The sequence below is a fragment of the Pseudoalteromonas rubra genome, assembly GCF_000238295.3.
Classification (GTDB): Bacteria; Pseudomonadota; Gammaproteobacteria; order Enterobacterales; family Alteromonadaceae; genus Pseudoalteromonas; species Pseudoalteromonas rubra.
Map to the genome: position 1 here is coordinate 99,069 of NZ_AHCD03000034.1, position 23,287 is coordinate 122,355.

At 46.4% G+C, this 23,287-nt stretch carries 21 protein-coding genes and 1 other RNA gene; 7 read left to right on the top strand and 15 right to left on the bottom strand.

Going from position 1 to position 23,287, the window contains the following annotated elements; all coding sequences use genetic code 11:
* Window positions 1-23: 23 nt before the first annotated feature.
* Window positions 24-1,238: a beta-ketoacyl-ACP synthase I gene (gene fabB / locus PRUB_RS09700; protein WP_010385882.1), complete on the bottom strand. Its 1,215-nt coding sequence runs from the start codon at window positions 1,236-1,238 to the stop codon at window positions 24-26.
* Between the two features lie 180 nt (window positions 1,239-1,418).
* On the opposite strand from fabB, the gene mnmC reads away from it, so the two are divergent.
* Complete coding sequence (gene mnmC, locus PRUB_RS09705; RefSeq protein ID WP_010385880.1) at window positions 1,419-3,404, top strand: bifunctional tRNA (5-methylaminomethyl-2-thiouridine)(34)-methyltransferase MnmC2/FAD-dependent 5-carboxymethylaminomethyl-2-thiouridine(34) oxidoreductase MnmC1; 1,986 nt, start codon at window positions 1,419-1,421, stop codon at window positions 3,402-3,404.
* A gap of 53 nt (window positions 3,405-3,457) precedes the next feature.
* Here the strand turns inward: mnmC and PRUB_RS09710 are convergent, their stop codons facing one another.
* A complete protein-coding gene (locus PRUB_RS09710) occupies window positions 3,458-4,333 on the bottom strand; it encodes a flagellar protein MotY (RefSeq protein ID WP_010385878.1) in 876 nt (291 codons plus the stop codon).
* A 253-nt stretch (window positions 4,334-4,586) separates the two neighbouring features.
* Here PRUB_RS09710 and rnt point away from each other — a divergent pair, with 253 nt between their 5' ends.
* Window positions 4,587-5,249 carry a ribonuclease T gene (gene rnt / locus PRUB_RS09715; RefSeq protein ID WP_010385876.1) on the top strand — a complete coding sequence of 221 codons (663 nt, stop codon included), beginning with the start codon at window positions 4,587-4,589 and terminating at the stop codon, window positions 5,247-5,249.
* A gap of 50 nt (window positions 5,250-5,299) precedes the next feature.
* On the opposite strand, the gene PRUB_RS09720 is transcribed toward rnt, so the two are convergent.
* Window positions 5,300-6,934 (bottom strand): DUF342 domain-containing protein, encoded by a 1,635-nt coding sequence (locus tag PRUB_RS09720; RefSeq protein WP_010385875.1) that lies wholly within the window; start codon window positions 6,932-6,934, stop codon window positions 5,300-5,302.
* A gap of 588 nt (window positions 6,935-7,522) precedes the next feature.
* Here PRUB_RS09720 and ssrA point away from each other — a divergent pair.
* Window positions 7,523-7,879, top strand: a transfer-messenger RNA (tmRNA) gene (ssrA, locus tag PRUB_RS09725).
* 64 nt (window positions 7,880-7,943) lie between these two features.
* Here ssrA and PRUB_RS09730 read toward each other — a convergent pair.
* From PRUB_RS09730 to PRUB_RS09745, 4 genes are all read right to left on the bottom strand, one after another.
* Window positions 7,944-8,261 carry a hypothetical protein gene (locus PRUB_RS09730; RefSeq protein WP_155946281.1) on the bottom strand — a complete coding sequence of 106 codons (318 nt, stop codon included), beginning with the start codon at window positions 8,259-8,261 and terminating at the stop codon, window positions 7,944-7,946.
* Between the two features lie 217 nt (window positions 8,262-8,478).
* The gene (locus PRUB_RS09735) at window positions 8,479-9,675 is read right to left on the bottom strand and encodes a serine hydrolase domain-containing protein (protein WP_010385873.1); all 1,197 of its coding nucleotides are present in this window, start codon (window positions 9,673-9,675) and stop codon (window positions 8,479-8,481) included.
* Between the two features lie 124 nt (window positions 9,676-9,799).
* Window positions 9,800-10,228 (bottom strand): DUF3019 domain-containing protein, encoded by a 429-nt coding sequence (locus PRUB_RS09740; RefSeq protein ID WP_010385872.1) that lies wholly within the window; start codon window positions 10,226-10,228, stop codon window positions 9,800-9,802.
* A 31-nt stretch (window positions 10,229-10,259) separates the two neighbouring features.
* Window positions 10,260-11,123 (bottom strand): MipA/OmpV family protein, encoded by an 864-nt coding sequence (locus tag PRUB_RS09745; protein WP_010385871.1) that lies wholly within the window; start codon window positions 11,121-11,123, stop codon window positions 10,260-10,262.
* A 572-nt stretch (window positions 11,124-11,695) separates the two neighbouring features.
* Between PRUB_RS09745 and PRUB_RS09750 the strand changes: the two genes are divergently transcribed.
* Complete coding sequence (locus PRUB_RS09750; RefSeq protein ID WP_010385870.1) at window positions 11,696-12,403, top strand: hypothetical protein; 708 nt, start codon at window positions 11,696-11,698, stop codon at window positions 12,401-12,403.
* A gap of 123 nt (window positions 12,404-12,526) precedes the next feature.
* Here the strand turns inward: PRUB_RS09750 and PRUB_RS09755 are convergent, their stop codons facing one another.
* Window positions 12,527-13,171: a DUF6348 family protein gene (locus tag PRUB_RS09755; RefSeq protein WP_010385869.1), complete on the bottom strand. Its 645-nt coding sequence runs from the start codon at window positions 13,169-13,171 to the stop codon at window positions 12,527-12,529.
* A gap of 620 nt (window positions 13,172-13,791) precedes the next feature.
* Between PRUB_RS09755 and PRUB_RS09760 the strand changes: the two genes are divergently transcribed.
* A complete protein-coding gene (locus tag PRUB_RS09760) occupies window positions 13,792-14,628 on the top strand; it encodes a hypothetical protein (protein ID WP_010385868.1) in 837 nt (278 codons plus the stop codon).
* A gap of 153 nt (window positions 14,629-14,781) precedes the next feature.
* Window positions 14,782-15,138, top strand: a complete 357-nt coding sequence (locus PRUB_RS09765) for a hypothetical protein (RefSeq protein WP_010385866.1) — start codon at window positions 14,782-14,784, stop codon at window positions 15,136-15,138.
* An 87-nt stretch (window positions 15,139-15,225) separates the two neighbouring features.
* Here the strand turns inward: PRUB_RS09765 and PRUB_RS09770 are convergent, their stop codons facing one another.
* Both PRUB_RS09770 and PRUB_RS09775 read right to left on the bottom strand, forming a co-directional pair.
* Window positions 15,226-17,157 (bottom strand): diguanylate cyclase, encoded by a 1,932-nt coding sequence (locus tag PRUB_RS09770; protein WP_010385864.1) that lies wholly within the window; start codon window positions 17,155-17,157, stop codon window positions 15,226-15,228.
* Between the two features lie 205 nt (window positions 17,158-17,362).
* A complete protein-coding gene (locus tag PRUB_RS09775) occupies window positions 17,363-18,406 on the bottom strand; it encodes a type III polyketide synthase (protein ID WP_010385862.1) in 1,044 nt (347 codons plus the stop codon).
* Window positions 18,407-18,655: 249 nt separating this feature from the next.
* Here PRUB_RS09775 and PRUB_RS09780 point away from each other — a divergent pair, with 249 nt between their 5' ends.
* A complete protein-coding gene (locus PRUB_RS09780) occupies window positions 18,656-18,817 on the top strand; it encodes a hypothetical protein (RefSeq protein ID WP_155946282.1) in 162 nt (53 codons plus the stop codon).
* A 60-nt stretch (window positions 18,818-18,877) separates the two neighbouring features.
* On the opposite strand, the gene PRUB_RS09785 is transcribed toward PRUB_RS09780, so the two are convergent.
* The 5 genes from PRUB_RS09785 to PRUB_RS09805 all read right to left on the bottom strand — a co-directional run bounded on the left by PRUB_RS09785 (window position 18,878) and on the right by PRUB_RS09805 (window position 23,164).
* Complete coding sequence (locus tag PRUB_RS09785; RefSeq protein WP_010385860.1) at window positions 18,878-20,152, bottom strand: S41 family peptidase; 1,275 nt, start codon at window positions 20,150-20,152, stop codon at window positions 18,878-18,880.
* Complete coding sequence (locus PRUB_RS09790) at window positions 20,149-21,099, bottom strand: GlxA family transcriptional regulator (protein WP_010385858.1); 951 nt, start codon at window positions 21,097-21,099, stop codon at window positions 20,149-20,151. Before PRUB_RS09790 ends, PRUB_RS09785 begins: the two co-directional genes overlap by 4 nt.
* A 156-nt stretch (window positions 21,100-21,255) precedes the next feature.
* The gene (locus PRUB_RS09795; RefSeq protein ID WP_010385856.1) at window positions 21,256-22,002 is read right to left on the bottom strand and encodes a substrate-binding periplasmic protein; all 747 of its coding nucleotides are present in this window, start codon (window positions 22,000-22,002) and stop codon (window positions 21,256-21,258) included.
* A 187-nt stretch (window positions 22,003-22,189) separates the two neighbouring features.
* Window positions 22,190-22,552 (bottom strand): hypothetical protein, encoded by a 363-nt coding sequence (locus tag PRUB_RS09800; protein ID WP_010385854.1) that lies wholly within the window; start codon window positions 22,550-22,552, stop codon window positions 22,190-22,192.
* Between the two features lie 390 nt (window positions 22,553-22,942).
* A complete protein-coding gene (locus PRUB_RS09805; RefSeq protein ID WP_010385851.1) occupies window positions 22,943-23,164 on the bottom strand; it encodes a hypothetical protein in 222 nt (73 codons plus the stop codon).
* Window positions 23,165-23,287: the final 123 nt, after the last annotated feature.

The following is a 23,287-nucleotide window of genomic DNA, read 5'->3' on the forward strand; positions in this document are numbered from 1 at the left end:
TTATCGCTTAATGGCACAGGCCATTAAGCTTTATACTTTTGCATAACCAAAGTCGCGTTAGTACCGCCAAAACCAAAACTGTTCGACATCACAGTATTCAGTTCCTGCTCACGCATTTCAGTAACAATATCCAGGCCTTTTGCCTGCTCATCCAGCTCGTCAATGTTGATAGACGGTGCAATGAAATTGTTTTCCAGCATCAGCAATGAGTAGATAGCTTCGTGAACGCCTGCTGCACCCAATGCGTGACCTGTCATTGCTTTAGTTGCACTAATCGCAGGAGAGTTATCACCGAATAACTCCTGAATAGCGCCCAGTTCTTTCACGTCACCAACCGGTGTAGACGTACCATGCGTGTTCAGGTAATCGATTGGGCCTTCGAGATCTTGCATCGCCTGCTTCATACATCTCACTGCACCTTCACCAGACGGCGCAACCATGTCATAACCATCAGATGTTGCACCGTATCCAACGATCTCCGCATAGATATGTGCACCACGAGCCAGCGCATGCTCAAGCTCTTCAACAACGACGATACCGCCACCACCAGAGATAACAAAGCCATCACGGTTTGCATCGTATGTACGCGAAGCGGTTTCTGCCGCGTCATTGTACTTGGTTGACAAGGCACCCATAGCATCGAATTCCATTGCCAGAGTCCAGTGTAGCTCTTCACCACCACCGGCAAAGATCACGTCCTGCTTGCCCAGCTGGATTTGCTCAACCGCGTTACCAATACAGTGTGCAGACGTCGCACAGGCAGAACTGATTGAATAGTTTACACCTTTAATTTTGAACGGTGTTGCCAGACAGGCAGAAGCTGTACTCGCCATCGTGCGCGGTACCATGTATGGACCAACACGCTTTACGCCTTTCTCGCGCAGAATGTCTGCGGCTTCAACCTGATATTTAGATGAACCACCACCTGAGCCAACGATCAGACCAGTACGCTCATTTGAAACTTGCTCAGGTGCCAGACCTGAATCTTCAATCGCTTGCGCCATTGAAATATAAGAAAATGCAGCTGCGTCGCCCATAAAGCGATGTGCTTTACGGTCAACCAGAGACTTCACGTCAATATCCAGCTTGCCAGATACCTGGCTGCGCAGATTTAGGTCTGCGAACTCTTGGTTAAAAGCGATACCACTTTTACCCGCTTTCAAAGACTCTAGTACTTCTTGCTTGTTGTTACCGATGCTTGACACTACACCGATACCCGTAATAACGGCTCTTCTCATGGGTAATTCCCTTAGGACATTTTAAATTTACGCGTATTCTACGCTGAAACCAGGCACCAAGTGGTCAGCTTTCCAGCGTACACACGTACTCTGAACTGATATTTGTTAAAATGCAACGGACGAATGCAAATAAAATCCGTAAAATAGGCGTCAATTTAGTAGCGAACTTTTACACACACTATGATACGCAACGCCCAGATACACTTTAACGACGCAGGAACGCCCGTCGCAGACAGCTTTGACGACGTCTACTTTTCTAATGATGATGGCCAGGCTGAGTCCGACTATGTTTTTTTCTCGCAAAATAAGCTCAATACCCGTTTGCTGAACCATGACCGCCACCATTTTGTTGTTGCGGAAACCGGATTTGGTACAGGCCTGAATTTTCTTAATACTTGGGCTCAATTTCAACGACTGAAAACACCAGGTAGCGTTCAGCGTCTTTATTTTATTTCATTCGAAAAATACCCGATTAAGATTGAAGATTTAAGACAAGCCTTAAAAGCCTGGCCGGATTTATCTGAGCAAGCCAGACAACTCTGCGAACAATACCCGGATGCTGTTGAAGGTTGCCATCGCCTTGAATTTGATGATGGACAGGTGATCCTGGATCTGTGGTTTGGCGATGTGCACACTTCCTTGCCAAAACTGTCTTATGCGCCGCAGGGCCTGGTTGATGCCTGGTACCTGGATGGTTTTGCACCGAGCAAAAACCCGGACATGTGGCAACAATCTCTGTTCGATTCAATGGCTGCGCTGAGCCGAGACAACGCCACGTTTGCGACCTTCACCGCGGCAGGTTTTGTCCGCAGAGGCTTGCAGCAAGCCGGTTTTACCTGCCAGAAAGTAAAAGGTTATGGCCGTAAACGAGAAATGGTGATCGGCCAGTTTGGGACAGCCAATGCGCAAGCGACTAACCCACAATACTACCGCCACGCTCCCCGCGCACTCAGTAACGTTGCCATTATTGGCGGCGGCATAGGCTCGGCCTGTTTAAGCTACCACCTGGCCAAACGTGATATCAACACGACCTTATTCTGTAAAGATGGCACGCTGGCCGGTGGCGCCTCGCATAATCGTCAGGGTGCCGTGTACCCCAACCTGCAAGCCCAGTACAGCACAACCAGCGAATTGTATGGTTTAAGCTTTTTATACGCACGCCGCTTTTATCAACACATTGAAACACTGGGCTTTACCTATGAGCATGATTGGTGTGGCGTGCTGTTGCAAAGCGTCACCGATGGTAAGCGCACACAGCATCAGAAAATCGCTACTAGTGAATTATTTCCCAAGTCTCTGATACGCCCTGTCTCTGCGGCAGAGGCACAAGCGCTGGCCAATATTGATACGCCATTCGAGGGACTCTTTATTGAACAGGCCGGCTGGGTGAGTCCGCCTCAGCTTACCCAGGCTGTTTATGATGCAGCACAGGCCAGGTGCCCAGGCCAGCACCACTTTAATGCAGATGTCAGTGAACTCGAAAAACGTGAGGACGGCTGGTATTTACAGGTTAACGGTCACTGGCAGGGCCCGTTTTCTGACGTGTTTATATGCGGCGGTGAACACAGCGATATGTTCACTCAGACTCAGCACTTGGGGCTGCACGGTGTACGCGGCCAGGTTTCGCATATCCAGGCAGGCGAAGCCTCGTCTAAACTCTCGACCGTGCTGTGCCATAAAGGGTACTTTACACCCAGTATGGAGGGGGAGCATTGCATGGGCGCTACCTTTGAAAAATACAGCAAAGGCCGGGAAGTCACCGAGCAGGATAACCTAACCAACCGCGCTCAGTTACAGGGCTTTTATGCAGATACTAAATTTGATCAAAGCCTGGGGGAGATCACTGGCGCTAAAGCGGCTGTACGTTGCTGTTTTAACGACCACTTCCCAATGGCAGGTCAGGTGCCGGACCCTGACAGCCTGTGCAGTGCGTTTGCAAACCTGCGCCGGGGCAAACACGATGACTTTGAGCCGTTAACTGAGCCTCATGAGGGATTACATGTGGTGACCGGGTTTGGTGCCAGGGGACTATGCAGCGCCCCTTTAGTGACAGAGCACCTGGTTGCGGCGCTGTGTGACGAGCCACGCCCATTTAGCGAGCGGATCAATCAGGCACTGCACCCTGCCCGCTTTGTGATCCGGGACCTAATCAGGAATAAGATCTAATCGAAACTGCCACTTTGCAGCGACGCGCCTGACAAGCGCGCCTGTTTGTGCTGTTACGGTTTCGAGATCTGGATAATTACCCGACGGTTTTTATCCCGACCAATCGGCGTGTCGTTTGGTGCAACATGACGCTTTTCACCAAATCCATCAGTGACAATTTTATCTTCGGGTATGCCTTTTGACGCCATATAGGTTTTTATCGCTTCGGCCCGCTTTTTCGACATAGCCATATTAACCGAGCGGCCACCATAGCTATCCGTATACGCCGAAATATAAATGGATTCAATTTGCGGATCGTTATTCAGATATTCCCCAATCATATCCAAACGTTTTCGTGATGACTTGGTCAGTTCACTGCTGTTAAATTTGTAGTTCATTACCGTGAATGCAATGTCTTCAAAGCTGTAAGGCAGCAAATTATCGCGACACTGCAAAAATTCCCAATAGGCATTTTTGAAGTTCACAGATGAGAGTGCCACGGAGATCTGATCATGCTGGTTTTGCCAGTCCTGATAATAAAAAGTGGGATAGTAACCCTTTTCTAACTCTGTAAGCATCTCCCAGCTGATGGCATTGGTGAGTTCACCATCAAATTTCTTCAACAACTTCATCTGGCCCATTACCCTGGCAGGCAACCCTGCCCGCCACGCCGGTGGCACAGACTCAAGGCCAGCAAAGTCGTAACTATCAGGCCTGACCACCATATCCAGGTTAAAGGTGAGATCTTTATTCTTACTCGCCGTTGCATGGAATATCGCTTCGCCGTAATACGGGACTTCATGTGACAGAGCACAAGACAACCGCGTTGTCCTGTCGACAAACCACTGGGAGTTGTCTGCTGTGGCAGAGTATTGCCGCATTGCACCCTGCGCCTGAAGTGTCAGGATACTCAGTGTGGTAGCAATAATCAGGTTCGCTTTAAACTTCACGCTCTTACTCCGCTTTAAACAAAAATACCGAACTGGGCGAGCTGGTTGATTGACCATCGCAATCGTCAGGTAGCGCCTCACCGATAGTTTAAGCAATAATCATGCCTTTAAAAACGGACTTTGACGGCAAAGTTCTGACGGCGGGCCCGCTTTGCATCTAGCCTGCGTTACGTGCAGGAAACACGCCAGTAAATTCGCATCTTTATCTCTGATCAGTATAATAGGCCGCTCAATTTAGTAAACCAAGCAGATTATGGCAGAACAAGAGCAAACCCTATTCGCAAAGCGCTTCCGCGGCTTCTTTCCGGTCGTCATTGACGTTGAAACCGCAGGCTTTAATAAAGACACCGACGCACTGCTGGAAATTGCTGTCAGCATGCTCAAAATGGATGAACAGGGCCTGCTCAGTCTCGACCACACGGTGCATTTTCATGTCGCACCATTTGAAGGTGCCAATATCGAGCAATCGGCGATTGAGTTCAATGGCATTGATCCCTTCAGTGCACTGCGTGGCGCAGTGGATGAAGAAGAAGCCATCAAAGAGATCTGCAAAGCGGTACGTAAAGCCCAAAAAGCAGCTGGATGCCAACGCTCTGTGGTGGTCGCGCACAATGCCGCATTTGACCATGGCTTCTTAAACGCAGCCATTGAACGCTGTAAAATCAAGCGTACCCCATTCCACCCATTTGTGAGTTTTGATACCACCTCGCTGGCCGGGCTGGCACTGGGTCAGACCGTACTGGCGAAAGCCTGTCGCACCGCGGGGATTGAGTTTGACAACAGTCAGGCACATTCAGCCCTGTATGATACTGAGCGCACCGCTGAACTATTCTGTCATATCGTGAATAAATGGCAGGCACTGGGTGGCTGGCCTTTGCCAGACGTTGAAGATGAGAACGACGCAGCGTCTGAATAGCAAACCACGCTAAGATACGCGATACCGTGCACTGAGGTATCGCGACAAAATTACTGGGTCGCGAATTCCTGCGTGATCTTACCCTCGTCGAGCAAGACCGAATGAGGCGGATAGATCCGTGAAAAAGACTTGCTGTCTCTGGCAATAGTCAACTCAATGCCCGGATGCATTAGTTCGTTAATCTTAATCCGGCTAAGCTTTAATAGTCGCGCCAGCTTATGTTGCACCAGCTTCATATTTCTTTGATTACGTGCGTAATGTTTACTGAGCTGTTGTTCATTCTGAGCCAGCTTGCTGAGATAAGCATCGCGTTTATTAGAAGCGGGCGCCTTTTGGGCTTTGATCTGTGCGCGTTTCAGGGCAAGGGTTTTATCTGTGAGGCGTTTTTCGAGGTCTTTAAATTCTTGTTGTTTTTGCTTTAGCATATGCCAGTCCTGGGCCAGCGCAATCCGCGTTCGTGTCCCCGACGGAGCCCCCACTTCACCCGCTTCGATGCGCATGGCGTCATAGACTGTGCCACCGATCAACTTTCCTCGGGGCGTATCGCCTTTTCCTACCCGGATCATTCGCTTGGCTCTGAGGTCACAATGTAAAACCTGACGTTCAATCAGCAGATCTTGTTCGGATTCTATATGACAATATTGAGCATACCCGATAGAGACCGTACGCTTTGCTTTGATACAACAGCTGAAATCTTCGCCTTCATCTCGCTTACGACCTATCACGCCCAACATCACGGTCACGGCACCATTGCTTTCAAGTTGAGCAGACTCGACAAACCCAATTACGGTGATATCACCGGATGCTTTGATCCTCATGCCATCTTTGACATCACCGCTGACGATCACACTACCATCAAACTCAATATGGCCCGTGGTGACATCAACCTGATCGTAACACAATACATCATCAACGCGGATCCCTCGCGGAATAGCAACAGGTACGCCTTTGGCGTCAGCAATGAGCAGGTTAGGATCATCCGGTGAGATTTTAGTCCCTTCGGGTACTTCCAGCGCAAAGTCTTTGCCCTGCTTAGGTTCCAGCACATCGCCAAACACAGAGTAGCCTTCTTCGCCGGGTGTTGGCGGGACACGCTTCATAAGTGGACTGCCCGGACTAACGGTAATGATGGCACCCAGGTCACGCATATCAACCTTACCACCATCTTTTTGTTGCGGGCTCAACACTCTGTCCTGCGCTGTCATGCACAAACGGACAAACCGGGCATCGGTGCCATCTTTAGCGCGCTGACCATGGGCGACGATACCACTGTAGGCACTGCCCGGAGATTGCTCAAACTGCTGACCTAAAAAGGTATCTAAAGCCTGCTTGCTGATGCCGCGCTTAACGCCTGCGGATTTAAGTGCTTCACGGGCTTGATCCATAGTGACCATTTTACCGCCACGTGCCGTTGTCAGTCGTGCTTCAGCCATCATGTTATTTTCGTCAACCCGGATCGACAACTCGGCATCAACCGCCTGCGCAACAATTAAAGAATCCTTCTCCCGGTCATCCGACGGCGAAAACAACTGCCCGATATTGGCATGTATGATATCAAAGTCGGCATAAGGAGAGCTTTCCAGCGCTTCAACAAGCTGCGCGGAACTGGCCGGAAATCCGGTATTTGCAGGGTGTTCGTTCATTGAAACGTACCCTGACTCCTCATCAAAATGAAACAAAGACATCACTTACTTCCCGAAAAATATGCACGATGTTACTAAATTTATTATGCACTACCAGGTCTATACATTGGACTCGGCCGCTGTGTAACCTCTTATTGTGTATTGCATCCATGCTGACAATCTGTGAAGAGCTTATACAGAAAACAGCCTGCGATATCCTCGCCAAAAAAAGCGCTCACGCTTCTAATAGCTTTGATATCTAGTCCCATCATTTTACACTTGTACCCAGTCATGCAAGAGAATTTTGACAAACAACAAAAATCACGTGGAAAAATTACAACCAAAGTGCTATATTTCCCATAATCTAAGATGCGGCCAAATTTCAAATTTAGCTAAAACAAGTACAAGTCTGCCAAACAGACTAAACAACGATACATCAAAACAACCATTGCCTTGCCTTATTTGAGCATAACCTTCCCTAATTGTTAAGCCCGACCAGCCGTTCAGCTAGACAAAATATAAACGATTGTAAATGAGACTTGAGTATAAAACCGCCAAGTAGTTCTTATCACTGTACTTATCGGCAAACTTCGCTTGAGCTTTAGGGATTTTATTGGGTATAATCACAATTACTGACTGAAAGAGATTTCAGGGGCTGATTAGGATTCGACAGGATTCATGAAGCCTGAGGTGCATGTCGAGGGGCGGTTGGCCTCGTAAAAAAGCCGCATTTAAAGTAATCGCAAACGACGATAACTACGCTCTAGCGGCATAATAGCCCGCTAGCACTCTGCCAAGATATGCTTGTGGATCTGGATTATGAGTGTCACCCTACACAAGATCGCTACGGAAACCCTGGCCGGGGTTGAAGGGCTAAATTTAAGCGGCCTCGCCTTTACTTATCGTGTTCGTCCGAGACTTAAAGGTTAACCAAAAGACGATACTAAACATGTAGGACCGAAGGTCGACGCTTTCTGGACGGGGGTTCAAATCCCCCCAGCTCCACCAATAGATAAGCCCCCGCATTTGCGGGGGCTTTTTTTATGGGATTGTCCATCCTCAAACATGTTTTTTAACTACTCACTTTTCCGCGCGATTCAATCATAGCCTGCACTCGTATTTCTTTCATTTCGGCATTGCTCTGTTCAAGCAGTTCGTCGCTGAAGGTGGTATCCGCAAAGGTATGCGGCCTGAAAAAGCGAGATAGTAGATTCACAAATTCGTTTGAGCTTTGTGCATCGTAACCCTCTTCTTCTTTTTCCATACTTTTTAGTCGCGTGTAGATCTCAATGGCTCTTTCGGGGTAGGCGTAATCATCTACGCTGAGCCAGGCTTCCTCCAGGTCACTAAGTGAATATGTCGAATAATCAATCTCTTTTCTTATAATCAATGTACTACCCCGGTAAAAATCAATCTGCCACACTATATCAGCACACTCAGCACAGAAGCAAAATACCATCCTTGAACTATGCCGCCTGCCAGGCTTTGAATTGCTTAAAAGTCAGATTTTGCCGGATGTAATGTGACCTCGTCCGCTTCCCATAAGTCCAATAATATTTGGGCGTAACAGTTGAAAGGGGCAAAACCCGCTGCCCCTCCTCAATCAGCTACTCAACAGCCGGGGCTTTTGTCAGTTCCGTAAGCAGTAACTCAAATAGTCCATATTCTGCATTGACGCATTCCTCACTGCTAAACCCACAACTCAAAAACAGGACAATGCTGGTATCGTGACTTTCAATATAGGCATTCTGAGTGGAATAACCATGGTTACCGCCGCTGTGTTCGTATACGGTGGCATTTGGATAAGTGTGTTTCATTATACCCAGTGCGTATTGGGTGTTTTCATCTTCACGAACAAGACTGTCACTGCCCCGCAATAACTCTTGTAACGACTCACTCGCAAAGTCTGGATTTTTAAACAGACTACGGGTGAGCAATGCCAGATCAGCAACCGAAGAGGCCACCGGTGTTGCATTTGACCAGATGGAGCTAAACAGCGGGCCAACATTCATGAACTCGCCGTCGATATAATCATAGCCCGGCGTTATTTCGCCCTTGTCCTGTTCGTAACCGATGGCAAATGTCGCATCCAGTGATAAAGGCGTAATAATGCGGTTTCGTATCTCAATGGCGTTATGATATCCCAGCACTTTATCCAGTATCATGCCTGCCAGCGTATAATTGGTATTGGAATAATGAACGCCTGCACCGGGCTTGAAATAACCGGGGTTATTCAGTGCGTACTGTGTCAGGCTTTCGTTGGTTACAAGTAATGCCGGATTAGCGAGTTTATCTTCTACATAGGTATTTTTATCTGAATAGTTGTAAATACCACTGCTGTGATTAAGTAGCTGCCTTAGTGTGATTTGGTCACTGTACTGGATCTGATCCAGCAAAGTGTCTGGTAACCAGGTATCGAGTGTGTTGTCCAGATCCAGCATGCCGTCCTCATGCAGCATAGTGGCCAGCAGCGCGGTAAAAATTTTGCCAGAGCTGGCAATATGAAAGCTGCTGTTAACATCCATTGGCGTATGCTGCTCAAGATCTGCGACACCAGCGGCCCCTGTGAATTCGTGTTCGGGGGTTCTTACATACAGCAGTATTCCTGGCACTTCTTCCGACACCAGTTGATCTATCAGTGCCTGGTAATCCAGGGTTTTGCTCTCAGGCTGCACTACTTCGGCTTTTTTTACCGGCTCTGGTTGAGTTGCCGCTGTATGCTTATCTGACCCGCCACAAGCGCCCAGACCAAGACACATCGACGCCATCAGCACACTGTGTTTTATCTTTGTTGTAAATTGCATTGCATATCCTTTAGGTGGTTTGCTTAAGTGAAACCATCCTAAAAGAAGTCAGTATGCGAAGGTGTACCAAGGGCTACCAATGTGTATCAAAACGTACCAAGATACACTGTTTACAAACATAGGCTTAAAACATCCGCCATGACGCAGGTGAACGGCCCGAACGCTTATATACCCACATCAGCTTGAGCTCACGTTTGGCAAGCTCCGCGCCACCTTCTTTATAAAGCGTAAATACAACAGGCTCTGTGGTCACTATAGTTTGTTCAATATAGCCACTTTGTGCTCCTGTCCAACACTTTAACACTTCCTGAGAATGGGAGGATTTGAGACAATACGTACCTCCTGCTTGTGTCTGCCATTGCACTTTCACATCAACGTGACATTTATCCCCTTGCGTAACTGACACACACTGCGTCGGCGATAACTCAAGTCGATTTCTGCTCAGCTCAGGGTCATCTGGCTTTGCCTGAAGATAGCCACACAGTAACAAACCCTGACATGTAAAAGCCGGTATGATGAGCAAACCAGCTCGGTTCTTTTTTATTCTTTTCATAACGCTATAACAGTAGATACTTTCAACCTGGTTAGAACACAAAGCTCACCAAAACCCCCAGCTCAGATACATGCCCGTCACGGTTTTCAGTTTTGTTGAACATAGCGACCCACGGACTGTTATTGATACTGCGCGGCATATGGCTGTATTTAAAATAGGTTTCAAACATCCAGTGTTGTGAAATAGGATACAGCGCCCCAATTTCTGCACTCACCTCAGTCCCGGAGGAAGTGGAATAGGCAGGAAACATATAAGACGCTATCTCCTCAGGCACACCAAAATAGTAATTGATGATTTCCTCAGAACGATAAACTAACCCCGTATTGGCGTACATCTGCCAGTTTTTGTACTGAAACGACTGATCGACCCATAAAGAGGCAAACATGCCATCGTCATACTCCCGGTTAAACGAGTAGGGTGCCCAGCTAAACTGGACTGTGGTTTTGTTAAAATAACCTGTGGCCCGCACGCCCAGCATTTGCGTTGATTTACGATAATGTACGGTCGGCTTATTATTCTGCCAGCCTGGAAAATCAAGGCTTTGATGCGCCTTGAGGGTGATAACATCAAAATTCCATCCGTCGGGGTTATAAAAATTATACCCAACACGCGTACCATCATTGAGCATTCTGTAGTTAGTCAGCTCAGCAAACAAACCGTTTGCTAACTGATAACGAGCATTGATAAATGCTGAAGCCCCGCTGCCTTGATGATCCCGCGCCCGGTTTGGCGTTGAGGCCCGGTAGCCAAGCCCCAGCTTAACATACCCGCCTTCAAGCGCTTCATCGTCCCCGCTTTGCGTGCTTTCTTGTGCAGCAAGCCCTGAAGAAGAACTCAAAACAAGTAACGAAGCCAGTGAAACGCGTAAACACGCTCTGGCATATATCGAATTCATACTTATTCCATCTAATTAGTAATGTGTATAAAGCGCAATGATAAATGTACAGATTCGGAAAAGATGTACCAAAGTGTACCTATTTATGAATACAAGTGCGATGTGCATACGAGATCTGAGTGCGTAACTCAAAGAGGCGCAGAAATAGCATGGAGTTCAGGTGGACTGTAATGCGCATTGAGCATGAGACAGCTCTAACCTATCATCATGAGGATGCTGCCATGATAAATGTGACATATATACCTTGGCAACCCGTACTCTGTTAAGTCTCAATATTTACATTAAGAATTGTTCACCATAGCTCAATTAGCTAGAAAATGATGCTGTAAAGGGAAAGGAGGCTCACCCATCAAAACTTTGAATTGTATGGATAAGTTACATTTAATCTTTAAGCAATTTATTAGCGAAAGTCAATGAGACGGAGTGCCATTTTAATATTGCAGGCACTTACCAATCACGACTTTTACTTTGAGTTTATTTGATGTGATAATACCTCACAAAAGCTACTTAAAATCAAAAAAGTATCAATTAGCTTTAGTCATACAGAACAAAACTCTACTTTAGGATCATCCATGGATAACAAGTATATTATTTTTTACTTCATATTTTTCTTTCTCACAGGCTGTGCATCCAAAGTCCAAGTGGAAGACGTTACAAGCAAAAGAATCGGCTATGTTCCTCCAGTCGGTTACAAAAATGTGTTGTGCCATTACTACACTGGTTTTACGGTCTTTCACAATGATAGTGCTAGACATAAATTAACAGTTCCGCTATCTGAGCTACACAACCAAGCACTTAAAAGTGGAATTGAGCAAAAGTCAGGGGTCCCTATTTTTACTGGTGAAATATCAGTCCTCAATGACGCGATGCACGCACAATTTAGTAATATTGACCATTCAATAACTTTCTCTAAGGAAGCTGAACACCTAATCCATTCTAAAATGGAAGAATTGGATCTTGAATATCTCATCTTTTCAAGACACTTGAAAAGTAATGCAGATAAGAGCTGCGCACTGTTTGTTAGCTCAGGTAGCCAAGAATACAATGGGAAGATGGCAATGATGTCCTCATCTCTCAAGCTATATTTACTTCGGCGAACAGAAGGCGAACTCAGATTTGTATTAGATAGATTCGGTGGTGGTCAAAGCCATTCAGAGCAATTCGAACCGAAAAACCTGAAAGAGTTAACTATACAAGATGTAGAGAAATACCAAGCGCTATTTGTTTTTGGCCTGGCTGAGGATATCGTTAAGCTTTTAAACGGTGAGCTGTATCGTTAATGTGAGTTTATGCGGTCAAATAAGTATTTCAGTAATGTTAGAGTAGCTCAATTGTATGACGGACACGATTGTGTCCGAGCATACACAAAAGCTTAGCCGCACCTCATTTGGGGCTGAGACTTGCTAAGATTTAACCAGGACGATAAAGTTTCGAACACTATAATAACCTTCTGGCTTTTCCCAATGCAGGGTTTTTAGCATAGAGGCTCCATTTTCCCAAACCTCGTTTTCTTTAAGTGCTTCAAAGGTAAGATTTCCTGAAACACTCCCGATAAAGACCCTAAACCAGCAAATATCGGATCCCAGCACTTCACTTTTAATCGTGCTTTCTATAGATTCAAACAGGCCTTGTGGCATTGAGACATCAACCCCAGTGGTGGCTTTGGTTCCAAAGTTACCAATAAAAGCTGTGTAATTGTCTCCGTTTATTTGCCAGTTTTCGATTTCCACCTGTTCAGGGTCATGTTTCTTCCAAAACGCTGACAGAAAAACATGCAGTGAATTTACACAGAAATTCTCCAATCCATTCAAGATCCCTTCCTTACCTATACCAAAACCAGAGAAACATTCATTTATAATACGTCCCCCCTCTAATAACACATCTACTTCAAATACACCGCTCGTTTCTCTCTGATACCAGGTTGCGCGAATAGCAGGCAATTCACCATAAGGAATAACCCATTCATTCTCTGTATGAAAAGGCACATCGTGTGCCTGAAGTAATTCAGATATATATTCTTTTAAATCTATCGGTTCCATTTCTTTCATTCATAAATAACACCTCTTCTCTGAGGCAAAATTGTGTTGATTATAATGTGAAGAGAAGCAAAATACGCCAACTTTCAGTTCATTTTGAAAGCCCTGTTAACCGTATTTCTTACACATACTTGTACCATTCAGCAAAGCCGTGGGCCTTCTGGCTCAGCTTGATCCGTAATAATCAAGCCAACTTAGTCATATCCAATTGCCAACAAACGAAGAAATTAAACACAGTCAGATGCAAGCACTTTAAGGTCGCCTTCAAAACCTATATGAACAATTGGGTATGTGCCAGTACCTTTGTCCCACAAGCAATATAATGAGTCGTCAGCACCTGTTCCAAATTGACCGAGTTTGGTTTCTGCTTCTCGAAGCCCAAATCAGTAAAACAGAGTATCGCCATAATCGGCTTGTTATATGCCGAAAGCGTATAATACACAAAGTAAAATCAAATTTGGACGCAAAAAGATTCAGACATGCTGCCATCACCTGCTTATAACTAACACCTAACCAAAGTGTAATGATTCCACCAAACTATTCACCGTATTTAAGGTCCCCAAACATATCTTTGTCACAAACAGTTCAGTAGAATACTAAATTGGAAACAAGGATAATTTTAAGGAATAGATATGTTGACCAATAAGAAAACCCAATTGTGTTTGAGTACACTGGCGCTGGTTGCCTGCTCTGCTGTAGCGCAAAGTGATGAACTGATCCTGAAACAGGACAGTGTCAGAGACAATATACTGACGCAAGATAAATTAACCACATTCACACCCGACTTTCGTGGCGCGCATTTCATTGCAACGGACAGCCACGGCAGTATTATCTCTGGTAACCAGGTTCATGGGACTCAGCCTCAATTAAACGCTGCCGACAGCACCAAGTACATCACCTTTGATGTGATCAATCAGGCCGGTGTGAAAGCCACATATTATGGTTCTCCGTCTCTGGATTTCAATGGCTGGTATGGTCACTGGGTTGATGCGACGGAGCAAAGCGGTGATTTTGAACTGACCATAGGTGATGGCACAGTGCCTAACCGTGCCTGCCAGCTGGCAGACGAACAAGTTGCTATCAGTGGCTTTGAAGTGGCGACGACCAGTCACGGTAGTATTAACCACCTCAATGATGACGTGGTTGTTTATAGCTACAACCATGTTTGGTTCTCTAAAGAGAAGCAAGAGTCAATCTATGTCACTTTGCCTCAGGCAGAAGCCGTGTCTAAAATCGCACTTGCACAAGGCTACAATCACACCACAACCTGGGTAACCACCAGCTGGAAACTATATGGCAGTAACGACAAACAGGTGTGGGCCCCTATTGGTTCTGGCGACAAACCCGACTTTCCCACTATGTCTGAGTACTGTCTGGAATCAAAGGCACATTACCAATATTACCGTCTCGATGTATCCAACGACCTGGGCAACTACCTCAGCTTAGGCGAGCTGGAACTGTATAAGTAAAATACGACTTACAGGCCGGTTCAGACCAGCGGCAAATCACGCCTCCAGAGACGGAATAACAGATGTAACTTACCCATAAAGTGAATTGCAGCTTTATTGATCTGAAACTTCGGTGTATTATTTGCCGCTATTTTTATACAGAGAACTGAAACAATGAAAACCTGGACTCCCCTCCTGTTAGCCATATTGTCCACTTTTAGTACTTTAGCTATTGCTAATTCTGATATTGATACTAGTCCCAAAGGTTCCACAAAAACAACTGTGGCAAAGGTCGTTACGTACTCACAGTTTGGTCAGGGTGATGTCGTATTTAAGCTCACTACAAGTGAAGACTCTTGCCCGGATGGATACTGGATGACAAGGTCAGACCCCGGTTTTGACGCCAATTTATCTGTTTTATTGGCTGCACATCTTGCTAAATCAGAGGTTATCGCACATGGCTACCCCCATAAAAGGTGGGCAGGATCGACTGGTAAATACTGTTTACTCTATGCCATCGAACTCTTTTAAATTCCAAGCGAATGTCAAAGGGGCGCCTTAAGGTTTCCCCTGGTCCCTACATACATCCTCCCAACTTAGCCTCACAAGTTAAATCAACTAACGAATTTCTTCAGGCATCACAACTTGATCCCGGCCATTGTTCTTAGCCTGATATAAACACTGATCGGCGCATTTAAATGCCCCATCCGAAGCCCCCAATTGCAGTACGCTCATTGCCTCGCTTACACCAAAAGAGGCGGTCACTCGCAGCGAAGTGTCATCCAATTCAAAGAGCTCTTCTCTCAGCGCATCAACCATGTTTTGAGCGAAGTCCCGAAAAGCATCGCGCTGTTTAGCCACCATCAGAAATTCCTCTCCCCCCCAGCGTACAAACAACTCATCATCGGCTACAAACTTTTGTAAGCGGGCTGCGGCTTCACTGAGTACCCAATCTCCCTTGTCATGACCATAGGTATCATTGATCTGTTTAAAGTGGTCCAGGTCAATCACCACCAGTCGGTACTGAACCTCAGCTCTCAGCTTGCTTGGCCGTGCCATCTCCTGCTGATACAAACGACGATTGGCCGCTTTTGTAAGCGGATCTACAAAGCTTAGGTCATACAGGCGACGGTTTTCTTTGTTCACTGCTCTGGCACGCAGCGCCAACCACCCAGCCCCCGTGAGCGTCAGGAACAGCCACAGAACCAGTAATCTGAAACGCTGCTTATCCAGTAAAAGCTCAAGCTTAGATAAACGACTTTGCGCACTCAACAGGTCACGTTCCTGAGCTATTTGTTGCACCTCCAATGCCGTATCCAGTGCAATCAGCTCATTCATAATCATGGCTTTTTCTTCTATTCGGGCATTTTTAAGTAGTGCTAATGCCGCTTGCGCCTCCCCCTGACGCTCAAGCACATCGGCAAGAAAAAGCCGACTTTTTATTAGCCAGCGAGCATGGTTAAGCTTGCCAAAAACCGCCATTGCCGAGCGCGTTGCCGCATGTGCTTCATCTAAACGGCTGCTCGCGTAGTAAGCAAAGCCCAGCTCCAGTAAACAGATCCCATGCTGCATTGGATATTGTTCAGCACTGGTCATCTCAACGCACAGGCTGGCTTTTTGCGTTGCACCACTCAAGTCTTTTTCCAGGTTAAGTAGTCTGGCCTCATTCTTAAACGCGACAACGCGATAAAAATCGCTCACATCCTCATCCAGATAACTGAGTGCCTGCTCGAATTTTTCCCTGGACTGGACGGCTTGATCTGCACGGTTATGGGCAAAAGATTGGTTAAATAAAATTAGCGACATGTACTCTGGCGTAGCATCGGCATACTGGCGGTAGAGCGTTTCAGCCTGGCTCAGATATTTTAACGCGTTGTCCCACTGCTCCAGATGCACGTACAGCAGACCGAGGTTATTGTGCAACAGCGCACGCAGCCGGTGTTCGGGTAACGGTTCAAGCTGTTTAATCCCTTTAAGAAAGTACTGCTGCGCTTTGACCAGTTCATTGGTCGAGTTAAACACCACGCCAGCGGTATTATAGACCTCCTTTAACAGGAACCCGATCTGGTGTTGCTGAGCAACCACCACAGCCCTCAAGATAGCAGAACGCGCGGCTGTAAGATCACCGATACGCAAGGCCGTTTTTGCCTGCGCCTGGGCCACCCAGGCTTCCAGCCAATAGAGCTGATGCTGGTTCGCCAGATCTGTCAGTTGCTGGTTTAATCTGTCCCGCTCGGGATCATCACGGGTTGCACGTCTATGGATCCACAACACATACACGTGCTCAATGGGCGCCAGGTCTCGCGCATTTTGGTGCCAGCGCGTCAGTTGTGTTAAAGCCGCTTGCGGGGAGTCTGAAGCCAGCTCATAAATGTCGAGCAGCGGGTGTGCAGATTGCACTTGCTTTAGCTGAGCCTCGGGGGGTAATACTGACGGCATCAGGGCTGGTCGTTTTGTGGCGGCACTGTGAAACCAAAACGTGTCCAGTGTTGCCACGATTAACACCGAAATAAAGAAAACGCTCAGCGCAAGAAAGGCTTTTTTGTACATGACCCGGGTCATTAAAGGATAATTGCTAAATTATACAATAAAGTCACAGTCTTGCCTGAAATTGTGCATACCCAACTTGTCACAGTTCAGCATCAAAATCATCGCCCAGGGTAGCAATGAATGATGAAAGTTGACTCGCGCTGATGCGTCAATTCGATCAGCGGCAAGTCAATTCTTTTAAATTAAGTTAAACCCGAATCGCGTTTTAATGCCATACACCAATGCTCATTTCCGAGGTAAAACCTGGGCCAAACGCAGCAAGCAGACTGGCATCACCACACCTGGCTGAATCAAAGGTACGCTTTAGTACATCAATCACCGCAACACTCGAGGTGTTACCCGTTTCAGCCAGACAATCGCGAGAGCGTGATACCATATCGGGTTCAAGCGACAAACACCTTACCAGCTCATCAAGAATACGCTTACCACCGGTGTGAAAAATCGTGCTGTCTACCTGGTTTGCATTACGCGATAAACTGCGCTGACAAAACGATTGCAAATATGGCGCAACGTGTGGGATCGAATGCATCACCTCTTTATCTAAAGAAAATTTAAAGCCCTGATGCGTGATGTCATATTCAATATAAGGGATGGTATCTTTAATCGTCACACTCTGGTTGTTAATAAGCTTAAGGCCAGATACCAGGCTGTCGCCCCGCATTACCACCGCGGCTGCACCATCGGCAAATAAAGCGTCACTGATAAAGTCCTGCAACCGATTGGCTTCTTTATGAAAGCACAATGAGGATGTTTCAACACAGACGATCAGCACATTGCTGTTTTTTCGGCTCTGACAATATTCGAACGCCCGCCCGATTGCCGACGCACCAGCCACACACCCCAATTGTGCAACCGGGATTTGTTTGGTTTCGTTACGTAAACCCAGCCGGTTGATCAGGTGGGCTGTTAAAGAGGGCATCATAAAACCGGTGCAGGAAGTGGCAATCACCATATCTATATCCTCAGGTGCAACCTGAGCATTTTCCATCGCCTCAATAGCTACCGTTTCAGCCATTTCAATGGCGGCCTCTTTATAGCGTGCAGCTCGCGCGCCAAAATCCTGAAGTTTCACAATCTCTGTCAGGGGCAAAATCAAATGTCGATTCTTTACCTCTGTATTTTGGATCATCTCAAAAGCCCGTTGCTTATATGGGCTGTCTGGGTGGCAAATCTCAATTACGGTCATGATGTCATCTGCATTGACAAGGTGTTCAGGGTAAAAAGTCGCAGGTTTGCATAATGTGGTCATGTTGTATCTCCTTTTGAATTCTTACAAAAAGACCTGACCACCGCGAAAAACTTTCACAAAAATAAAAAATAAAATTAACAACGGGGAGTTTGAAACATTTATTTATCTTACATAAAATCAGTACACTAGAGCAAAAACCGCAACAAAAGGTTAATTAAGAATTAATAAAAAGGAAGTGTATTCAGATCGGTAACACTGTACATTAACTGCGCGTTCAATCTGGTGAACGTAACAACTAAAGGAATGAACATGAAACTGACGCTAAAAAAGACATCAATCAAACATCTCTCGACAAACGCCAGACAAATACATCAGGCAGACACACCGCAAGTCGCCGGTGGCACCTGGAGTCCAACAGTGCTGTATGCCTGTGCGACATCTTTATGTTACAGCCGCTTCGTATGCTCATAATCAAGTAACACGTTGAGCAAATGTGCTCTGCCGCACCTGAGTACGCGACAGAGCTTTGCTTTATTCAGCTGAGGCTGAAACGGTGTTACCCGTAATCTGCATGCCACTCAATCGAACCAGCAACTTACTCAGTACCGTATCCTTACCGCGCCGATAATCATCCCAGCTCGGTTCAATATGAATATCAGGATACACAGCGTCACTTTGTTCTGCGATAAATGGATAGTAGCGCTTAGATAAGGTGAAACGACGGCCAGAGTTAGGCATTAAAAACTGACTATTTTCCGCAAAATGATTTGGATCGCCTCCGGTTGGGGTACCAACTACCTGAGCGTTCAAAATTTGTCTGAACTGGGCCGTATTCGACATTGCAGCAGAAAATGTCACACTATCCGTCAGCACATAAACACCCCGCATCCAGTCAACCTGGTCCAGAGGCAGTAAACAGGCAGACAGTGCCAGACCCGAGTAAAAATTCCCGCCACTGTTGCCCCTGAAATCAATGATCAGATACCGTGAGCCAGCCGACTCAAGTGTTGATTGCAGTGCATCACAACGCGACATCACTTGCTCAGGAGTCGGGTAAGACGAAAAGTCAAAATACGCCGCTTTTTGATTCTCTAACAGACTCAATGTGATCCCTGGCATCCCGATATCTTGCACAGTCAACTTAGGTTCCACACGTGAATAAGCAGAGCCAAGCTTGCCAAACTCCCGCATACTGACCGGAGAAATCTGTAAGGTTTTTTCGTTCGTGCCAGCGATAAAGTGAAAAGAGGTTGGTAAACCCTGCTTAACTATACCAAGACCCAGCAACAGCTTATGTAAAGACAGGTAATATGCAAAACTGCTTTGCTCGCTGAACCGATTGTCCACACCAGGGAGCACAGGTGCAAGTTGAGTGTACAGCTCAGCAACGCTCAGACCATTGATTGAATGAAGCTGAGTACCGATTAACTCACGATACTCAGAAGTCGCATCTACCACTTTCAAAGTATCGCCAAAAAACTTAAAGCGAAACGGAAAGTGTTGATGCGGCCCCGACATCATCAAATAGTTACTGTGACCATCCCCTATCGCCCGGCTTATTGCCATTAAACGGGTTTCAACCTGGGCTTCGCTCAGTTCGGGCAGAGCCGTTTTAAGCGTTTCGACCTTGTGCTTAAAATCCACCTCCGTGAGCGTATGAAATGGATGAATATGCCGGGCTCTTACCTGATGTGCATAAAAATCAATGTCAGTGATCCAGGCCTGTTGCTCTGCCTCATTAAGCGGAGTCGCAGCAACATGCGTCACACAGCAACCCAGCAATAGTGCTTTAACCGTGTCATTCATCGATTAATTCCCTTAGTGTATTGCGACGGAGATACGCCAAACTGTCTGATAAATGCGCGTCTGAAGCTGTCATAGTTATTAAACCCCAGCTTACCGGCCACATGCCGCAGACTGATGTTTTCTTCTGATAACAGATCACGGGCATGGTTGAGCTTAAGCACTTTAAAATAATGACTCGGTGTGCAGTTCAGGTGCTGCTTAAACAAACGGGTAAGCTGTCGCTCGCTGAGATGACAAAACTCCGCCATCCTTGCAACAGAAACGGATTGGTTAAGCTGCGTCGTCAACCATTCCATAAGCGGAGAGAGCTTCAAACTGTCACCCGATTGCAATGCCAGCGCATCTGAATACTGGCGCTGATTCCCTGAGCGCTGCAAATACACCACCAGGTCTTTGGCAACTTGTGCAGCAACACTGTTACCGTGATCCTCACGAACAATGGCAAGTGCTAAATCGACCCCGGACAACACACCGGCTGATGACCAGATGTGTTTATCCTGTATGTAGAGTGGCTCTGGTGAAATGGTACAGTGACTATGCAGCCGGGCCAGGCTATCACAATGCCGCCAGTGCGTGGTTAACGTTAAGGCCTTTTGCGGAAAAAGCCGGGCGAGCACAAATGCACCGGTACATATACTGAAAACGCGCTGAGCTCTGCCCGCCAGTTCAGACAGTCTCTCAACCTGCCTGGCATTGAGCGATAACGTGCGCATGCCATTGCCCCCACATATGATCAAGTCGTCTACTGCAAACTCGTCTTCCAGACCATAATCAGCCTGAACTTGCTGACCATAAACCGTTGTTACAGGTCCAGCCTCTAAACTCAATAACTTACACTCATACGCATGAGACACATGGGAATTGGTCTCCATAAACGCATCTAAAGGCCCAAATAAATCCAGTGCCTGAAATCCGTCAGCGATAAAATATACTTGTTTTCTTGTCATGCTTTACTCCTTCGGCACATATCATAGCTCACCCTGACACGTCGCTTATTGCATTTTAACGACAAAAAAAGACATCTTGAATGGTGAAATCGCAAGATAAGACCCGGTGTGGCTTTATCTGGCAGCTGCGTTCATAGAAAAAGGGGGTTTGGAGGTTTACTGAAGAAATTCGTACTTGTTCAACAACGTTTGATAAGCAGCGCTACGTTTAAACTGCACCATTTTAAGATTAAAGGCCTCTTTAAGATCTGAGTCCCGAAAAGCGATACGATACGGCGATGCAGGAAACAGATGATGAACCGATACATTGGGCATCTGATCCTGACCAACAACCGCTTTGCTGAGGTGATTGAATATATTGACATCCATAACCACGACATCCACTTTCCCCTGCAACAGCAATTCTACCTGTTTTTGCTGATCGGGTAGCTCAATGTACAAAGGACTGCTGGCGGTCGCCAGTCGATACTCCATGCCCAGTACCAAAGAAGCATTCTGAAAGCCAATCACAGCGTAATTTTCTAAAGCGCTGATATTGGGTATTATTAACTTCCGGCTTTTTAAACTGATGGCAGTATTGTGGTAGGTGATATAAGGCTCGGATAATACCGCACCGGCCAGGTCCATGCGCCGGTTCATGGTCAGTGCTGCGTCTACTTTGTGTGTTTTCAACAGTGAATCTGAGCGACCAAAGGGAACATACACAAACCGCAGGTCATGACCCAGCAAGGCAAAAATGGCCTTTACCATATCCAGTTCGAAGCCAGTATCCCCCTGTTCAACCACATACGGGGGTTTAGTCCAGCCAACGGAAACATCTAATACGTCAGCTACGGCAAGTTTGCCGAACGACAGCGCGGATATCAAAATGCTACAAATAATAAACCACTGCGATGAGTTCATTGCACCTACCAACTTCCTTCTATACCTATTATTTTAGAGGGGTTTGCACACGCTGCAATACCTTATCGAAAGAAGATTTTTATTTAGGGCAAGGACGCAGAGATGACGCGGTTTGTAAGAAAGGAAGTGATGTAAAAACTCAATACAGGGCCGGCTGTGCAGCCCTGAAATACAATACGGCGCCAGTTTAGATATTATTAAACAAGCTGGTCGCCCATGCTTTTTCCCATGAACCATCCTGGAACAGGATAATAGCAGTGGCTGCGTGTACCGTGTTTGCAGAAGTTTGTACCGTACATGATGTGCTGCTAGACACACCACAGCTGGCAGCAGCGCCATCCCAAACGACATTACTTACTGCTTTGTCCGATACAATTTTATAGGTTGTGCTGGCAGTTTCTGAGCCAAACTCAACCGTATAACAGGTGTAACCGCCGTACTCACGGTTATACTGCGCTTCACCAATTTCGCAATCCATAGAGGCAGCCATCGCCTGAGCACCAATGAATGTCGAAGCAACTACAAGTCCTGCTTTAATTAATTTGTTCATTTTAAAACCTTATCCTTAGATTATTAATAAAATCCCGTGTTGGGAACACTGCGGCAGTGACCTATACCCACCTGAAACCCACTTTATTCTGACATAATAACGTCGTTCATAGAGGAGATCGCAAGTGCCTTTTATAGGCACAACTCAGCCGCACACACAATACGATATTTCTTGGCTACGCTTCTGTTAAATAAATGATAATTGAAGTGACAAAATGTTTCGATTGAATAAGGGTCACTGTAGTTTGAATGAGTAGGGCTGTCTTTCTGGCCAGCGCCTGGTGAGATAACTGAGGACGGTTAAATGGTGGATTCAAGGCTGAACAGAGAAACCCTGTCAGCCTTATCCGAGCTTAAATAAGATGCTTAATTCCTGCACTTCTATCGCAGCTTACACCTCACTGGTTGGTGTGCCTTTAGATAACACGGCTTTTAATTGTTGTGCCAATGCCCGACGTTTCTCTATATCAAGGGTCTGGTTGTCAGAACTAAGTTGCTCAGCAGCTTCAAGTACCAAAGGCTCCAGTTCAGCCATTTTATCGCTAAGCGCTTTGAGTTTTAGCTGTGTTTCTGACCAGTGCCCGGCCTGAATTTTAACGATATCTCCCGACATGCTCACTCCCAAATTATGTGCTGATGACGCTCGCATTCATTCCCTCAGCCCATGCTGAAATTAACACAGGTACTCTTAACTCTGGCAGACTCAGGCAAATATACCAAGGCGATTGACAATAAA

What these genes read in the sequence shown, in the direction of transcription:
- fabB (WP_010385882.1), bottom strand. Translation starts at nt 1,238, where the DNA reads ATGAGAAGAGCCGTTATTACGGGTATCGGTGTAGTGTCAAGCATCGGT.
- mnmC (WP_010385880.1), top strand. Translation starts at nt 1,419, where the DNA reads ATGATACGCAACGCCCAGATACACTTTAACGACGCAGGAACGCCCGTC.
- rnt (WP_010385876.1), top strand. Translation starts at nt 4,587, where the DNA reads ATGGCAGAACAAGAGCAAACCCTATTCGCAAAGCGCTTCCGCGGCTTC.
- PRUB_RS09720 (WP_010385875.1), bottom strand. Translation starts at nt 6,934, where the DNA reads ATGTCTTTGTTTCATTTTGATGAGGAGTCAGGGTACGTTTCAATGAAC.
- PRUB_RS09735 (WP_010385873.1), bottom strand. Translation starts at nt 9,675, where the DNA reads ATGCAATTTACAACAAAGATAAAACACAGTGTGCTGATGGCGTCGATG.
- PRUB_RS09740 (WP_010385872.1), bottom strand. Translation starts at nt 10,228, where the DNA reads ATGAAAAGAATAAAAAAGAACCGAGCTGGTTTGCTCATCATACCGGCT.
- PRUB_RS09745 (WP_010385871.1), bottom strand. Translation starts at nt 11,123, where the DNA reads ATGAATTCGATATATGCCAGAGCGTGTTTACGCGTTTCACTGGCTTCG.
- PRUB_RS09750 (WP_010385870.1), top strand. Translation starts at nt 11,696, where the DNA reads ATGGATAACAAGTATATTATTTTTTACTTCATATTTTTCTTTCTCACA.
- PRUB_RS09755 (WP_010385869.1), bottom strand. Translation starts at nt 13,171, where the DNA reads ATGAAAGAAATGGAACCGATAGATTTAAAAGAATATATATCTGAATTA.
- PRUB_RS09760 (WP_010385868.1), top strand. Translation starts at nt 13,792, where the DNA reads ATGTTGACCAATAAGAAAACCCAATTGTGTTTGAGTACACTGGCGCTG.
- PRUB_RS09765 (WP_010385866.1), top strand. Translation starts at nt 14,782, where the DNA reads ATGAAAACCTGGACTCCCCTCCTGTTAGCCATATTGTCCACTTTTAGT.
- PRUB_RS09770 (WP_010385864.1), bottom strand. Translation starts at nt 17,157, where the DNA reads ATGTACAAAAAAGCCTTTCTTGCGCTGAGCGTTTTCTTTATTTCGGTG.
- PRUB_RS09775 (WP_010385862.1), bottom strand. Translation starts at nt 18,406, where the DNA reads ATGACCACATTATGCAAACCTGCGACTTTTTACCCTGAACACCTTGTC.
- PRUB_RS09780 (WP_155946282.1), top strand. Translation starts at nt 18,656, where the DNA reads ATGAAACTGACGCTAAAAAAGACATCAATCAAACATCTCTCGACAAAC.
- PRUB_RS09785 (WP_010385860.1), bottom strand. Translation starts at nt 20,152, where the DNA reads ATGAATGACACGGTTAAAGCACTATTGCTGGGTTGCTGTGTGACGCAT.
- PRUB_RS09790 (WP_010385858.1), bottom strand. Translation starts at nt 21,099, where the DNA reads ATGACAAGAAAACAAGTATATTTTATCGCTGACGGATTTCAGGCACTG.
- PRUB_RS09795 (WP_010385856.1), bottom strand. Translation starts at nt 22,002, where the DNA reads ATGAACTCATCGCAGTGGTTTATTATTTGTAGCATTTTGATATCCGCG.
- PRUB_RS09800 (WP_010385854.1), bottom strand. Translation starts at nt 22,552, where the DNA reads ATGAACAAATTAATTAAAGCAGGACTTGTAGTTGCTTCGACATTCATT.
- PRUB_RS09805 (WP_010385851.1), bottom strand. Translation starts at nt 23,164, where the DNA reads ATGTCGGGAGATATCGTTAAAATTCAGGCCGGGCACTGGTCAGAAACA.